The 12,705-nt window shown below is 57.1% G+C and carries 14 protein-coding genes and 1 tRNA gene; 5 read left to right on the top strand and 10 right to left on the bottom strand.

Going from position 1 to position 12,705, the window contains the following annotated elements; genetic code table 11:
- The 5 genes from AC6I8R_RS04295 to hpxU all read right to left on the bottom strand — a co-directional run bounded on the left by AC6I8R_RS04295 (window position 1) and on the right by hpxU (window position 3,864).
- A complete protein-coding gene (locus AC6I8R_RS04295) occupies window positions 1-732 on the bottom strand; it encodes an amino acid ABC transporter ATP-binding protein (RefSeq protein WP_013507994.1) in 732 nt (243 codons plus the stop codon).
- Window positions 713-1,369, bottom strand: a complete 657-nt coding sequence (locus AC6I8R_RS04290; protein WP_021186145.1) for an amino acid ABC transporter permease — start codon at window positions 1,367-1,369, stop codon at window positions 713-715. The genes AC6I8R_RS04295 and AC6I8R_RS04290 overlap by 20 nt, the downstream gene beginning before the upstream one ends.
- On the bottom strand, window positions 1,366-2,034 hold the full coding sequence (locus tag AC6I8R_RS04285) for an amino acid ABC transporter permease (protein WP_021186144.1): 669 nt from the start codon (window positions 2,032-2,034) through the stop codon (window positions 1,366-1,368). Before AC6I8R_RS04285 ends, AC6I8R_RS04290 begins: the two co-directional genes overlap by 4 nt.
- Before the next feature lie 12 nt (window positions 2,035-2,046).
- On the bottom strand, window positions 2,047-2,832 hold the full coding sequence (locus AC6I8R_RS04280; RefSeq protein ID WP_021186143.1) for a transporter substrate-binding domain-containing protein: 786 nt from the start codon (window positions 2,830-2,832) through the stop codon (window positions 2,047-2,049).
- 192 nt (window positions 2,833-3,024) lie between these two features.
- On the bottom strand, window positions 3,025-3,864 hold the full coding sequence (gene hpxU / locus AC6I8R_RS04275; protein WP_021186142.1) for a MurR/RpiR family transcriptional regulator HpxU: 840 nt from the start codon (window positions 3,862-3,864) through the stop codon (window positions 3,025-3,027).
- Window positions 3,865-3,984: 120 nt separating this feature from the next.
- Between hpxU and AC6I8R_RS04270 the strand changes: the two genes are divergently transcribed.
- From AC6I8R_RS04270 to hpxZ, 4 genes are read left to right on the top strand one after another with little or no spacing between them, the layout of a single operon-like run.
- Window positions 3,985-5,571 carry a gamma-glutamyltransferase family protein gene (locus tag AC6I8R_RS04270; RefSeq protein WP_497831941.1) on the top strand — a complete coding sequence of 529 codons (1,587 nt, stop codon included), beginning with the start codon at window positions 3,985-3,987 and terminating at the stop codon, window positions 5,569-5,571.
- A 9-nt stretch (window positions 5,572-5,580) separates the two neighbouring features.
- Window positions 5,581-5,766 carry an oxalurate catabolism protein HpxX gene (gene hpxX / locus AC6I8R_RS04265; RefSeq protein ID WP_021186140.1) on the top strand — a complete coding sequence of 62 codons (186 nt, stop codon included), beginning with the start codon at window positions 5,581-5,583 and terminating at the stop codon, window positions 5,764-5,766.
- Window positions 5,763-7,160: an AtzE family amidohydrolase gene (locus AC6I8R_RS04260; protein WP_208724881.1), complete on the top strand. Its 1,398-nt coding sequence runs from the start codon at window positions 5,763-5,765 to the stop codon at window positions 7,158-7,160. The genes hpxX and AC6I8R_RS04260 overlap by 4 nt, the downstream gene beginning before the upstream one ends.
- 2 nt (window positions 7,161-7,162) lie before the next feature.
- Window positions 7,163-7,546 (top strand): oxalurate catabolism protein HpxZ, encoded by a 384-nt coding sequence (gene hpxZ, locus AC6I8R_RS04255; protein WP_021186138.1) that lies wholly within the window; start codon window positions 7,163-7,165, stop codon window positions 7,544-7,546.
- A 48-nt stretch (window positions 7,547-7,594) separates the two neighbouring features.
- Here the strand turns inward: hpxZ and puuE are convergent, their stop codons facing one another.
- The 3 genes from puuE to AC6I8R_RS04240 are packed head-to-tail and all read right to left on the bottom strand — an operon-like array spanning window position 7,595 to window position 10,026.
- Window positions 7,595-8,545: an allantoinase PuuE gene (puuE, locus tag AC6I8R_RS04250; RefSeq protein ID WP_021186137.1), complete on the bottom strand. Its 951-nt coding sequence runs from the start codon at window positions 8,543-8,545 to the stop codon at window positions 7,595-7,597.
- A 33-nt stretch (window positions 8,546-8,578) separates the two neighbouring features.
- Window positions 8,579-9,310 carry an aspartate/glutamate racemase family protein gene (gene hpxA / locus AC6I8R_RS04245; RefSeq protein WP_208724878.1) on the bottom strand — a complete coding sequence of 244 codons (732 nt, stop codon included), beginning with the start codon at window positions 9,308-9,310 and terminating at the stop codon, window positions 8,579-8,581.
- On the bottom strand, window positions 9,310-10,026 hold the full coding sequence (locus AC6I8R_RS04240) for a GntR family transcriptional regulator (protein WP_021186135.1): 717 nt from the start codon (window positions 10,024-10,026) through the stop codon (window positions 9,310-9,312). The genes hpxA and AC6I8R_RS04240 overlap by 1 nt, the downstream gene beginning before the upstream one ends.
- A 145-nt stretch (window positions 10,027-10,171) precedes the next feature.
- On the opposite strand from AC6I8R_RS04240, the gene AC6I8R_RS04235 reads away from it, so the two are divergent.
- On the top strand, window positions 10,172-11,665 hold the full coding sequence (locus AC6I8R_RS04235) for an NCS1 family nucleobase:cation symporter-1 (RefSeq protein ID WP_021186134.1): 1,494 nt from the start codon (window positions 10,172-10,174) through the stop codon (window positions 11,663-11,665).
- A 90-nt stretch (window positions 11,666-11,755) separates the two neighbouring features.
- On the opposite strand, the gene AC6I8R_RS04230 is transcribed toward AC6I8R_RS04235, so the two are convergent.
- A tRNA-Asp gene (locus AC6I8R_RS04230) sits at window positions 11,756-11,832 on the bottom strand.
- A 134-nt stretch (window positions 11,833-11,966) separates the two neighbouring features.
- On the bottom strand, window positions 11,967-12,698 hold the full coding sequence (dnaQ, locus tag AC6I8R_RS04225) for a DNA polymerase III subunit epsilon (protein WP_021186133.1): 732 nt from the start codon (window positions 12,696-12,698) through the stop codon (window positions 11,967-11,969).
- Window positions 12,699-12,705 lie beyond the last annotated feature (7 nt).

Genomic DNA, 12,705 nt, shown 5'->3' with positions numbered 1-12,705 from the left:
TTAGAGACGGACCGTCGAGATAAACTGTTTCAACTCCGCCGTTTGCGGATTGGCGAACAACGTTTTGCTGTCGCCCTGCTCCCAGACGCGCCCCTGATGCATAAAGACCACTCGATCGCCCACATCGCGGGCGAAGTTCATTTCGTGTGTCACGAGAATCAGCGTCATACCTTCGGCAGCCAGCTGCTCCAGCACTTTCAACACTTCACCCACCAGCTCGGGATCGAGTGCGGAGGTGATCTCGTCACAAAGTAATACTTTGGGTTGCATTGCCAGCGCACGGGCGATTGCCACACGCTGCTGCTGACCACCCGAAAGATTGGCCGGGTAATAATCCAGGCGTTCACCGAGGCCAACTTTTTCCAGCATCTGCTTCGCCAGCTCCCGGCATTCGGCTTCGCTCTTTTTCAGCACGCGGCGCGGAGCCAGCATCACGTTTTCCAGCGCCGTCATATGCGGGAACAAGTTAAAACTCTGGAACACCATCCCGACCGAGCGGCTGATTTCACGCGCCTGCGATTCACGATCGGTAATGGTCATCCCGCCCAGTTTGATGCTGCCTTCCTGATAGCCTTCCAGCCCGTTCATGCAGCGCAGCAGGGTACTTTTACCCGATCCGCTCCGTCCGATGATGGAGATCACTTCGCCCATTTCGATATCGAGATCGACACCTTTAAGGACGTGGTTGTCGCCGTAGTACTTCTGTACCTGATTAATGGTGATGAGCGGCATTGAATTTTTTCTCCAGGTACTGGCTGTAACGCGACAGCGGATAACACATCAGGAAGTAACCCAACGCCACCAGGCCAAATACCTTAAACGGCTGATAAGTCACGTTGTTCAGAATGGTGCCGGCTTTAGTCAGTTCGACAAAACCAATGATTGAAGCCAGCGCGGTGCCCTTGATCACCTGCACGGCAAAACCGACCGTTGGGGCGATGGCAATGCGGATTGCCTGCGGGGCAACCACGCGATACAGCGTCTGGCCGAAGGTCAGGCCCAGGCAGCGCGAGGCTTCCCACTGCCCTTTCGGCAAGGCACGGATGCTGCCGTACCAGATATCCACCAGAAAGGCGCTGGTGTAGAGCGTCAACGCCAGTGAGGCGGCGGTCCAGGGGGCAACGTCGATGCCAAACAGCGCGACACCGAAGAAAGCCAGAAACAACTGCATCAGCAGCGGCGTCCCCTGGAACAGTTCGGTATAACCACGAATCACCCGCATCAGCCACGGCTTACGCAGCAGGCGCAGAAACAGCAGCGGCAGGGTCACTAGCGTGCCACCAAAGAAGGCCACCAGCGACAGCAAAATCGTCCAGCGCGCCGCCAGCAGCAGGTTGCGCACGATATCCCAATCGGTAAACGTGGTCATGATGGCTGCGCTCCAAACCATTTACGCCCTACGGCCAGCAGTAGCTGACGCATGGCAATCGACAACGCCAGGTAGATCAGCGTCGTCACCAGATAGACTTCAAAACTCAAAAAGGTGCGTGACTGAATCAGGTTGGCGGCGAAGGTCAGTTCCTCATAGGAGACTTGCGATACCACCGAAGAACCCAGCATCACGATGATGCACTGACTGACCAGCGCCGGATAAATACGTTGCAACGACGGCGGCAGCACCACACGCAAAAACGTCTGGCTGCGGGTCAGGCCGAGTACACGGCCCGCTTCCCATTGCCCCTTTGGTGTCACCTGGATACCGGCACGAATTATCTCGGTGCTGTAGGCACCGAGGTTAATCAGCATCGCCAGCAGCGCAGCTTCGCCCGCCGTCAGTTTCAGACCAAGATTGGGTAAACCAAAGACGATAAAAAACAGCTGCACCACAAAGGGCGTGTTACGAATCAGCTCGACGTAAATGCCCCAGATGCGCCCCGCCAGGCTGGGTTTACCGCTGCGTAGCGCGGCACCGAGAATACCCAGCGCGACGCCACCCACCGTTGCCAGCACCGTCAGTTGGATGGTGACCCACAGCCCTGCCAGTAACTCCGGCCAGTGTGGCCACAGCGCAGCAAAGTTAAGTTGCCCAATCATTGGCCGTCCTTCTTATGCGCCGAGGTTGGCCGGCAGTGGCGCTTTCAGCCACTCTTCGGACAGTTTGTTCAGGGTGCCATCTTTAATGCCCTGCTCGATAAGCGCATTCACTTTATCTTTCAGCGCTGGCTCGTCTTTCTTCAGACCGATAAAGCACGGAGAGTCTTTCAGCATAAACTGCGCCACCGGGGCTTTGGCCGGGTTCTGACGGGCAATCGCAGCAACGACCAGGTTACCGGTGGCGATAAACTGCACCTGACCTGAAAGATAAGCAGACAGCGTGGTGTTGTTATCTTCGTAACGTTTCACCTCGGCATCTTTCGGAGCGATACCGGTCAGAACCATATCTTCTACCGCACCACGGGTTACGCCGATGGATTTGCCGCTCAGCGCCGCCGCATCTTTGATTTCTTCGCCTTTCGGACCAAATACGCCGAGGAAGAAAGGTGCGTAAGCACGGCTAAAGTCGATCACTTTTTCACGTTCGGCGTTTTTCCCCATGCTGGAGATCACCAGATCGACTTTGTCGGTTTGCAGATAAGGAACGCGGTTGGCACTGGAAACGGGCACCAGCTGCAACTTCAGTTTCATCTCTTTGGCGAGGTACTTCGCCATGTCGATGTCGTAGCCCTGCGGCTGTAAATCGGTGCCGACAGAACCGAACGGCGGGAAGTCCTGCGGCACGGCAATGCGGATCACGCCGCGTTTCTGGATGTCCTGCAACTGATCGGCCATTGCGCTACCAACCTGCGCCATCATCAGAGCAGCGCCCGCTACCGCCATTAAAACTTTTTTCATTATGCACCCCGGTGAGTTTATGTGAAACAAAAGATTCTTGATGAATCGTTCTGCAACTAATGTGCCAACCGAAACAAAAAGAACACTTCCACGTAAAATCAGGGTTTCTGCATTATCAGACGAAAAAAAACGGGCGCATTGCCCGTCTGTGACTCTGATCAAAAAAGGTGCGAAGCACCAAAAAGGTGCCCTTTAACGGTGTTCCAGCTCATCCAGATGCTGATAAAGGTCGGCAATCTGGTGAATACGCTGACGCCCCTCTGACAACATTTCATGCAGCAACGCATTGGCCAGCAGGTTAATCAGACTCATGGCAGAGGCGTAGCTATCGAAGGCGGAGACGCTGTCGAGCGGCGCACACAACTGCCAACGCGCCAGGGTCAGGATGCCCTGCGCCTGGGGTTCGCACAGCGCCAGTACCGGAATGTTGCTCTGCTGCAACTGCTGCATCAACGGACGGATAATGCGTGGACGGCGACGAAACGCCATCACCACCACCACATCATCAGGGGTGATATCCACCAGCTCCTCACCCAGCGTCTGACCCGGTTGCGGCAGCACATGGACCTGGGGACGGGCCTGCATCAGCTGTTGGCGCAGGTGCAGCGCTACCGGATAGGCGTTACGCATACCAATGATAAACAAGCGTTTTGCCTGTGCCAGCGCCTGAATCACCTCACCAAATTGCTGCGGGTCGATGCCGTTGACCCACTGCGTCAGGTTCGCCATCTCCTGCTTATAATGGCGCGACAGCAGCGTGTTGCCCTGCACAGCATCACGGTTGTCGGTCAACGGCATGCCACTCTGGCGCAGCGTGCGCAATTCATCGCGCATGTCTTTATATTTTTCGTAACCGAGGCGCTTAAACAGCCGGCTCACCGTGGCTTTTGATACCCCGCTCAGCCGCGCCAGCTCGGCGCTGTTGTAGCTGATCAGGTCATCAAAATGGTCAAAGACAAAATCGGCAATGCGCTGCTCCTGCGGCGACAGTTGCGGATAGTGACTGCGGAGGCGTTCATCTAGCTGTTTCATCATTCGTCCTGTAACTTTCGTTTCATCACAAGCTAGCATAAATCGATCCACAATGGTGTCCGACCAAAACTGGAACAGCTCTTGCTATAACTTTGCCATGTACCCAAAAATGAGTTCACTATGATACAGAGCAATATGGCCCCGTTAGGTATGGCCGTAACCCCGCATCATCTCGCCAGTGAAAGTGCCTTAGCCGTGCTGCGCGAAGGTGGCAACGCCATCGAAGCTATGGTGGCGGCTGCCGCCACTGTCGCCGTGGTTTACCCGCATATGAATGGTTTAGGTGGCGATGGCTTCTGGCTGATCGTGCCTCCCGGTGGTGATCCGATCGCCATTGACGCCAGCGGTGCTGCCGGTTCACTGGCGCACTTTGATTTCTACCACGGCGCAACAAAAATTCCACACCGTGGCCCCAAAGCGGCCCTGACCGTGGCCGGTACCGTCAGCGGCTGGCAGGAGGCGCTGGCCTTCTCTGCTGAGTTGGGCAGCCCGGCACTGCCGCTGGCACGTCTGCTGCGCGATGCCATCCGCTACGCGGCCGACGGTATTCCCGTCACCGCTTCACAGGCAGCAGCGACAGCAGCGAAACGTGATGAATTACAGGATCAGCCCGGTTTTGCCGCCAACTTTTTACCCGATGGCGAAGTACCTGCCGCAGGCAGCCGCTTTACCCAACCGGCGCTGGCGAATACGCTGAGTTTGTTGTGCGAACAGGGGTTAGACAGTTTTTATCGCGGTGAGCTGGCGCACCATCTGGCGCGTGAGATGTCCGCGCTGGGTATGCCGATCACGCTGGAAGATTTGCAACGCCAGCAGGCACGCCGCTGCACACCGTTGCATCTGGCCCACAGCGAAGGCGACATCTGGAACATGACCCCGCCGACCCAGGGGCTGGTATCGCTGGCGATTCTCGGCATCACCGATCGCCTCAACATGGCGGAAGCGGATGACGCGCAGAGCGTGCACCGCATCGTTGAAGCCACCAAGAAAGCCTTTGGCCTGCGTGACCAACATATTACCGATCCGCGTCATATCGACATTGATGTGCAGAGCCTGCTGGATGCTGATCATCTGGCTGGCCTCGCCGCGCAGATTGATGATGCGACCGCCGCCCCCTGGGGCACCGGCAAAGGCCCCGGTGATACGGTGTGGATGGGGGTGATGGACAGCAGCGGGCTGGCAGTCTCCTTTATCCAGAGCATTTACCACGAATTCGGTAGTGGCGTGGTGCTGCCGGGTACCGGCATCACCTGGCAAAACCGTGGTGCGGCTTTCAGTTTACAGCCGGGCCACCTGTTGGCGCTGGCACCGGGCAAACAACCCTTCCATACCCTTAACCCGGCGGCGGCACGGCTGAAAGATGGCCGCACTATGGTTTACGGTTCAATGGGTGGCGATGGTCAGCCACAGACCCAGGCGGCGATCTTTACCCGTCATGTGATTCAGGGGCTGCCGTTGCAACAGGCGGTGAGCGCACCACGCTGGCTGCTGGGCCGCACCTGGGGACAATCCTCTGACTCCCTCAAGCTGGAAGCGCGTTTCGCGCCGGAAACGGTGCAGCAATTACGCGAGCTGGGTCATGAAGTGGAGCTGTTGCCCGATTTTAGTGAGGTGGTGGGGCACGCAGGTGCCATCATCCGTCATAACAACGGCATGTTTGAAGGCGCATTTGACCCTCGCAGCAACGGCAGCGCCGCAGGTTTCTAAGGAGAAAAGATGACGACACAACCGGACTGGGCCGCCTATATCGCCCAGATGGAACAGATTCTGGCGCTGGAGCTGGATGAGGCGCGCCGCGCCGAGCTTTTAACCCAATTCAACCGTATTGCCGCGATGGCCGAACCCTTGATGGCCTTTCCACTCGACGATCGCATGGAAGTGGCGGGAGTGTATAAGCTATGAAACTTTCCACCCTCTCGATAAGCGCGCTGCAACAGGCACTGAGCAACGGTGAGATTAGCGCACGCGCCATTGCCGAGCAGACGTTGACCGCGATTGAACAACATAACCCGGCGTTGAATGCCTGGACCGAAGTCACCGGTCAGCGCATGTTGAAAGAAGCGGATCAGCTGGATACGCAGCGCCAGCGCGGTGAAACGCTCCCCCCGCTGGCGGGAATTCCCTATGCGGTGAAGAACCTGTTTGATGTCGCCGGGCACAGTACCCTGGCCGGTGCCAGCCTGTTCAGCGAACGTCCGGCGGCACGCGACGATGCCTGGGCGGTGAGCAAACTGCGCCAGTCGGGCGCGCTGCTCTCCGGCATGTTGAATATGGATGCTTACGCATACGGCTTCACCACCGAAAACACCCATTACGGACCCACGCACAACCCGCGCGATCTCAGCCGGGTGGCGGGCGGCTCCTCGGGCGGTTCCGCCGCTGCGGTCGCTGCCGGATTGGTGCATTTCTCCCTCGGGAGCGATACCAACGGTTCGATTCGCGTACCGGCCTCGCTGTGCGGCATTTATGGTCTGAAACCGACTTTTGGTCGCTTGTCGCGTAGCGGCAGCCATCCGTTTGTTGCCAGCCTTGACCATATCGGTCCGTTTGCCCGCTCAGTAGAAGACCTCAGCCTGGTGTACGACACCTTACAGGGTGCGGATGCCAGCGATGCGTTTCAGGCTGCCCAACCGGTGACGGCAGCCAGCCCAACCCTGACTCAAGGACTTGAAGGGCTGCGTTGTGGTGTGCTGGGCGGTTTCTTCTCCACCTGGTGTGATGATGACGCGCGAGCCGCGCTGGCTATTGCTGCCAAAGCGCTGACGGCCAGCGATGAAGTGACAATGGCGAATGCCGAGATTGCACGCTCTGCCGCCTTTATCCTGACAGCTGCCGAAGGGGGGAATCACTATCTGCCGAAACTGCGTGAGATGCCGGAACGTTTCGAACCGAACTCGCGTGAACGCCTGTTAGCGGGTGCGATGCTGCCCTCCGCCTGGTATGTGCAGGCACAGCGCTTCCGTCGCCATTTCCAGCAGCAGGTACTGCCGCTGTTTGAACATTTTGACGTGCTGATCGCCCCGGCGACGCCATGCAGCGCGACCACCATCGGTCAGGAAACCATTCGTATTAATGGGCAGGATCTGCCCACCCGTGCCAGCATGGGGATGCTGACCCAGCCGATCTCCTTCCTCGGCCTGCCGGTCTGTACCGTGCCGCTACCTACCGCCAGCGGCTTGCCGATTGGTTTGCAGTTGATCGCAGCACCGTTCAAAGAACACCTGGCATTGCGCGCCGCCTGGGCGCTGCAACAACAAGGGCTGACGCTGCCGCAAACTACCCTGATGGACGCATAACCATGACCCCAGAGAATATCGATCGTCCGGCGATTGTCGCCGAAGTCACCGCTGCGTTTTACCGCTACGAGCAGGCGCTGGTCAGCAATGACGTGGCAGTGCTGGATGAACTGTTCTGGCACGACAACCGCACCGTGCGTCTCGGCGCCGGTGAGAATCTGTATGGTATTGAGGAGATCCGGGCGTTTCGTGCGGCTCGTCCCTCTGCCGGATTGGATCGCGACTTGCGTCATACGGTGATCACCACCTTTGGTGATGATTATGCGGTGTGCAGCACCGAGTTCACTCGTGCCGGGACGGAGAAGATTGGCCGTCAGCAGCAAACCTGGGTCCGACTGCCGTGCGGCTGGCGTATTGTTGCCGCGCAGGTGAGTTTGATGGTTTAAAGGCATCCACAACCGTAACGGCGCGATAAATCGCGCCGCTACGGGGGGTTAAGCGGGATGAGTCTCCATCCAGTGGTCGGCAATCTGCTGACGCGTACACACCCATACCTGGTCGTGTTGTTGGATATGGTCCAGGAAACGCTGCAACGCACGGAATTTGCCAGGACGGCCCAACAGACGGCAATGCATGCCGATCGACATCATCTTCGGTGCAGTTTCCCCTTCTTCGTACAACACATCAAAGGTATCGCGCAGGTAGGTGTAGAACTGCTCGGCGGTGTTGAAACCCTGCGGTGAGGCAAAGCGCATATCGTTACATTCCAGCGTATAAGGAATGATCAGATGCGGTTTTACCGTGCCATCCTGGCAGGTCACCTGCGTCCAGAACGGCAAGTCATCGCCGTAGTAATCGCTGTCGTAGCTAAAGCCGCCCTGCTCTACCACCAGGCGGCGCGTGTTCGGACTGTCGCGCCCGGTGTACCAACCCGTCGGTGCTTTGCCAAACAGATCTTTCAGCACATCGACCGCCTGCTGCATATGCTGGCGTTCAGTCTTCGCATCCATCCCCTGATAGTGGATCCAGCGCCAGCCGTGGCTGACCACGTCATAGTCGGCGGCTTTGATCGCAGCAACGATTTCCGGATGGCGTGCCAGCGCCATCGCCACGCCAAAAATGGTCAGTGGCAAACCGCGCTTTTGAAATTCGTGGTGAATGCGCCAGAAACCCGCGCGGGAGCCGTACTCGTAGAGCGAGTCCATCGACATGTGACGATCGGCATAGCTGGCAGCGCCGATGATGTCGGACAGAAACTGCTCAGAACCGGCGTCGCCGTGCAACACGTTATTTTCGGCACCCTCTTCGTAATTGAGGACAAATTGCACCGCCACGCGAGCTTTCCCCGGCCACTGGGCATGCGGTGGCTGACCAGCGTAACCAATCAGGTCACGCGGATAGTTTTTGTTGAAGCTGTACTCTTTCTTTTCAGATACATCACTCATTCTGTAAGTTCCTGTGTAAACCTCAACCAGTGCTTAGTTTAGGTGCTGGAAGGCACCCGTGAGCGGTTTTTCTAGCGGGTAATCGAGATCGCCATGTTTGCTGGTGCCAAAGCCCAGCGCCACCAGCGACTCCACCATTTTGACCGCCGCACCGACACCGTCGATCACCGGTAAACCGAGTTCGCGGGTCAGATCCTGGGCCAGCGTCGCCATGCCGCCACATCCCAACACAATCGCCCCGCTACCATCTTCCCGTTTCGCCTGGAGACAACGCTGACGCACCTTTTCCTGCGCCACACCGCTACCATCTTCCAGTGCCAGCACCGGCAAATCGATGGCATGCAGGGCGGCACAATGATGGGTAAAACCATATTGCTGCAACAGATGGCGCGCAATGACCAGGGTCCGTGGCAGCGTGGTCACGATGGAAAAACGCGTCGCCAGCAGCGTTGCGGTATGCATCGCGGCTTCAGCGATACCCACCACCGGGCCGGTCGCCAACTCGCGCGCAGCCAGTAAACCGGGATCGCCAAAGCAGGCGATCACATGACCACTGACACCCTGCGCTTTACCCCGCTTCACCTGCTCCAGCACCCCAAGGGCGGCGATTGCCTCATCAAAGTGGCCCTCAATGGATGGCACTCCCTGGCTCGGGCACACCGCGATAATTTCGGTGCCCGGTGCCGCCACAGCTCGCGCGGCCTGGCCGATGGTTTCCGTCATCGCCAGGCTGGTGTTGGGGTTAATAACCTGAATCAGGCTCATCAGGTGACTCCTTTACCGGCGAACAGCCGGGCAAAATCGGGGAGGGTTTCACCGCTGCGCTCAAAGTGCAGGCTGGCAACAATATGTTCGAAGTGATGGTGGAGCGCAGCCGTCAGACCGGCCAGATCTTTCTGCCGCAGCAGATCCACCAGCCGATCGTGATGATCACAACGGCAACCACGCTGCCAGGGGGCACCGTACGCCGCAATGACCAGCGAGGAGCGCTGCGTCAGGTGCGTCACCATTTCGGTCAGTACCTGGTTACCTGAAATCGCCTGAAGCTGAATATGAAACGCGGCCGACAACCGAATCGCCGCTGCACCATCGTGTTGTTCATGCGCCTGCTGTTCTGCGGCGATCAAATCCGCCAGCGCCGCCAGATGCGGTGGCTGTACATGGGCCAGTACCGCCGACAGGTTGGCGCATTCCAGCAAACTGCGTGTGGCGAAGATATCCCGTGCCTCCTCCACGCCAGGTGTCGCCACCTGTGCACCACGCCTGGGCGATAAGGTAATCATTTGCACCGCAGCGAGGCGTTGCAGCACCTTGCGGATACCGGTACGGCTGACGCCAAACACTTCAGACAGCGCCTCTTCGGGCAATTTGCTGCCGGGGGGCAACTGGTGTTCAACAATCGCGCTTAACAGCGCCTGGTAGATGGGTTCGTCTCTATCATTCAGATCTGCGGCCGTTCGCTGGCCTGTTTCACTCTTCATTTCCCGCTCCGGTAAATGTCTGTGCACAGCACATCGTATACGCGAAAAACAATTTTTGTATACAAGAAATCAATTCTGGCCTGGATCCTGCAATACCGTTTCACGCTGTGATTATTATTCATTATTAAAGAGAGGAGCAGGTTTCATGCCAAATCATTCTGAAGTGACCTCTGCGGTGGCCTCTGAAGCCAACGCCCACTATAGCCCACGGCTTTGCAATGAGGATCTGGCCCCCACACGGGACCAGAACTGGTCGTGGTACAACATTTTCTCTTTCTGGATGTCGGACGTGCACAGCATGGGCGGCTATGTGGTGGCAGCCAGTTTCTTCACGCTCGGGCTGGCAAGCTGGCAGGTGCTGCTGTGTCTGCTGGTGGGGATTTGTATTGTGCAGCTGTGCGCCAACCTGGTGGCGAAGCCAAGCCAGATGGCGGGCGTGCCTTATGCGGTGATTTCGCGTCAGGCGTTTGGTGTGTTCGGTGCCAATATCCCGGCGATAATCCGTGGCCTGATCGCCTTTGCCTGGTATGGAATTCAGACTTACCTTGCAGCAAACGCGCTGATGCTGGTGCTGCTGAAGTTTTTCCCGTCACTGTCCAGCATGACGCACAGCAGCTGGCTGGGCTTATCGCAACTGGGCTGGTGCTGCTTCGGCCTGATGTGGTTCTTGCAGGCGCTGGTATTCTGGCACGGAATGAACGCTATCAAACGTTTCATCGATGTGGCGGGTCCCGCGGTGTACGTGGTCATGGTGGCGCTGGCAGGATGGATTGTATACAAGACCGGTTTTGACGGTATCTCTTTTACCCTGGCCAGCAAGCAGTTAAGTGCCGGCGAACAAACCTGGCAGATGATCACCGCAACGGCGCTGGTGGTGTCCTACTTCTCCGGCCCGCTGCTTAACTTTGGTGACTTTTCTCGCTACGGCAAAAATATGGGTGAGATTCGCCGTGGCAACCGCTGGGGTCTGCCGTTCAACTTCCTGCTGTTCTCGATTGTGACGGTGGTGATTGTCTCTGGCTCCAATTCACTGTTCGGACGCATGATTACCGACCCTATCGAAACCGTCAGTATGGTGGGTAACGATTTGGCGGTGGCGCTTGGTCTGTTAACGATGATCACCGCGACTATTGGTATCAATATCGTGGCAAACTTCGTGTCACCCGCCTTCGACTTTTCCAACTGCTCACCGCAGAAAATCAGCTTCCGTACCGGTGGCATGATCGCTGCCGTCGGCTCTGTCTTGCTGACCCCGTGGAACCTGTTCCAGTCACCTGAATTGATTCACTACACGCTGGATGTTCTGGGTTCCTTTATCGGACCGCTGTTTGGCATTCTGATCGCCGATTTCTATCTGATCAAACGCAGCAAAGTGTATGTCGATGATCTGTTTGATGATACGCCGAAAGGCCGCTACTGGTATCAGGGTGGCTTTAACCCGAAAGCCATTGCCGCGCTGCTGCCTTCGGTGGGAATTTGCCTGATTATCAGCTTTATTCCGTCACTGCATGAGGTTGCCAACTTTAGCTGGTTTATCGGAGTAGCGCTCGGCATGGGCTGCTATCGCTGGCTGGCGCGTGCTGAACGTGAAGTACCGGCGGCCACGTATCGTGGCAAGGTGGCGGTGCAGAAGGATTAAACCGAACGGCGCGATTATCGCGCCGTTTGATTGTCGAATCCGAAAAAGCAAAAAGCCGATTCATTACTGAATCGGCTTCTTTAAATAGATTGGCGGTGCGGACGGGACTCGAACCCGCGACCCCCGGCGTGACAGGCCGGTATTCTAACCGACTGAACTACCGCACCGCGCTGTGTTCCCCGTCGGGAACGAGGCGCATATTAATGGCACGGCGATCTGCCGTCAACGCTTTTTCTGTGGGTTTGTTTCGTTTGCTGTTTTTTTCATCTTAACGTTGCTTTTCCACGCAAAATCAGCCATTTCAGGCACGCCACAGGCAGCTACCGCCCTTCTTCATCACCAGGTCTAAACGGCTTTCATGTGCCAGGCACTCTTCATCGCTGGCGCTGACGACGCGCAGACCCGACGCCGGGCGAACAATGCGCTGAATATTTTCGCCATCCACCTGGCTGCTCTGCTCGCTCTCGTGGGAAAAAGCCAACGATGTCTGGCCACCCGTCATGGTCAGGAACACCTCGGCGAGAATTTCAGCATCGAGTAATGCGCCGTGCAGCGTTCGTTTGCTGTTATCAATTTCCAGACGGCTACAGAGCGCATCAAGGCTGTTACGCTTGCCGGGAAACATCTTGCGCGCCATCGCCAGGCTGTCAGTAATTTGGCAGAACGTCTCGGTTTTGCCGATGTCTCGCTGCAACATGGCAAACTCGTAATCCATAAAGCCGATATCGAACGATGCGTTATGGATCACCAACTCCGCACCGCGGATATACTCAAGAAACTCCGCGGCAATGTCGCTAAAGCTCGGCTTATCCGCCAGAAATTCATCGGCAATACCATGAACGCCAAAGGCTTCCGGGTCCACCAGACGATCTGGCTTGAGGTAAATGTGAAAGTTATTACCGGTCAGGCGGCGGTTGATCACCTCAACCGCACCGATTTCAATGATGCGATGTCCTTCATAGTGCACACCGATCATGTTCATGCCGGTGGTTTCGGTATCGAGGACGATCTGGCGGTTATTTGCAGTGCTCATAGGACTC

Source organism: Pantoea sp. X-Soil-OKNW-713 (assembly GCF_059730685.1).
Note: the sequence above shows the minus strand (reverse complement) of the source record. Positions and strands in the feature narration are given on the sequence as shown.

Bases quoted from the DNA above. Each gene is read 5' to 3' on its own strand.
- AC6I8R_RS04270 (WP_497831941.1), top strand. From the start codon at position 3,985: ATGATACAGAGCAATATGGCCCCGTTAGGTATGGCCGTAACCCCGCAT.
- hpxA (WP_208724878.1), bottom strand. From the start codon at position 9,310: ATGAGCCTGATTCAGGTTATTAACCCCAACACCAGCCTGGCGATGACG.
- AC6I8R_RS04295 (WP_013507994.1), bottom strand. From the start codon at position 732: ATGCCGCTCATCACCATTAATCAGGTACAGAAGTACTACGGCGACAAC.
- AC6I8R_RS04235 (WP_021186134.1), top strand. From the start codon at position 10,172: ATGCCAAATCATTCTGAAGTGACCTCTGCGGTGGCCTCTGAAGCCAAC.
- AC6I8R_RS04280 (WP_021186143.1), bottom strand. From the start codon at position 2,832: ATGAAAAAAGTTTTAATGGCGGTAGCGGGCGCTGCTCTGATGATGGCG.
- AC6I8R_RS04290 (WP_021186145.1), bottom strand. From the start codon at position 1,369: ATGACCACGTTTACCGATTGGGATATCGTGCGCAACCTGCTGCTGGCG.
- AC6I8R_RS04240 (WP_021186135.1), bottom strand. From the start codon at position 10,026: ATGAAGAGTGAAACAGGCCAGCGAACGGCCGCAGATCTGAATGATAGA.
- hpxU (WP_021186142.1), bottom strand. From the start codon at position 3,864: ATGAAACAGCTAGATGAACGCCTCCGCAGTCACTATCCGCAACTGTCG.
- dnaQ (WP_021186133.1), bottom strand. From the start codon at position 12,698: ATGAGCACTGCAAATAACCGCCAGATCGTCCTCGATACCGAAACCACC.
- hpxZ (WP_021186138.1), top strand. From the start codon at position 7,163: ATGACCCCAGAGAATATCGATCGTCCGGCGATTGTCGCCGAAGTCACC.
- puuE (WP_021186137.1), bottom strand. From the start codon at position 8,545: ATGAGTGATGTATCTGAAAAGAAAGAGTACAGCTTCAACAAAAACTAT.
- AC6I8R_RS04260 (WP_208724881.1), top strand. From the start codon at position 5,763: ATGAAACTTTCCACCCTCTCGATAAGCGCGCTGCAACAGGCACTGAGC.
- AC6I8R_RS04285 (WP_021186144.1), bottom strand. From the start codon at position 2,034: ATGATTGGGCAACTTAACTTTGCTGCGCTGTGGCCACACTGGCCGGAG.
- hpxX (WP_021186140.1), top strand. From the start codon at position 5,581: ATGACGACACAACCGGACTGGGCCGCCTATATCGCCCAGATGGAACAG.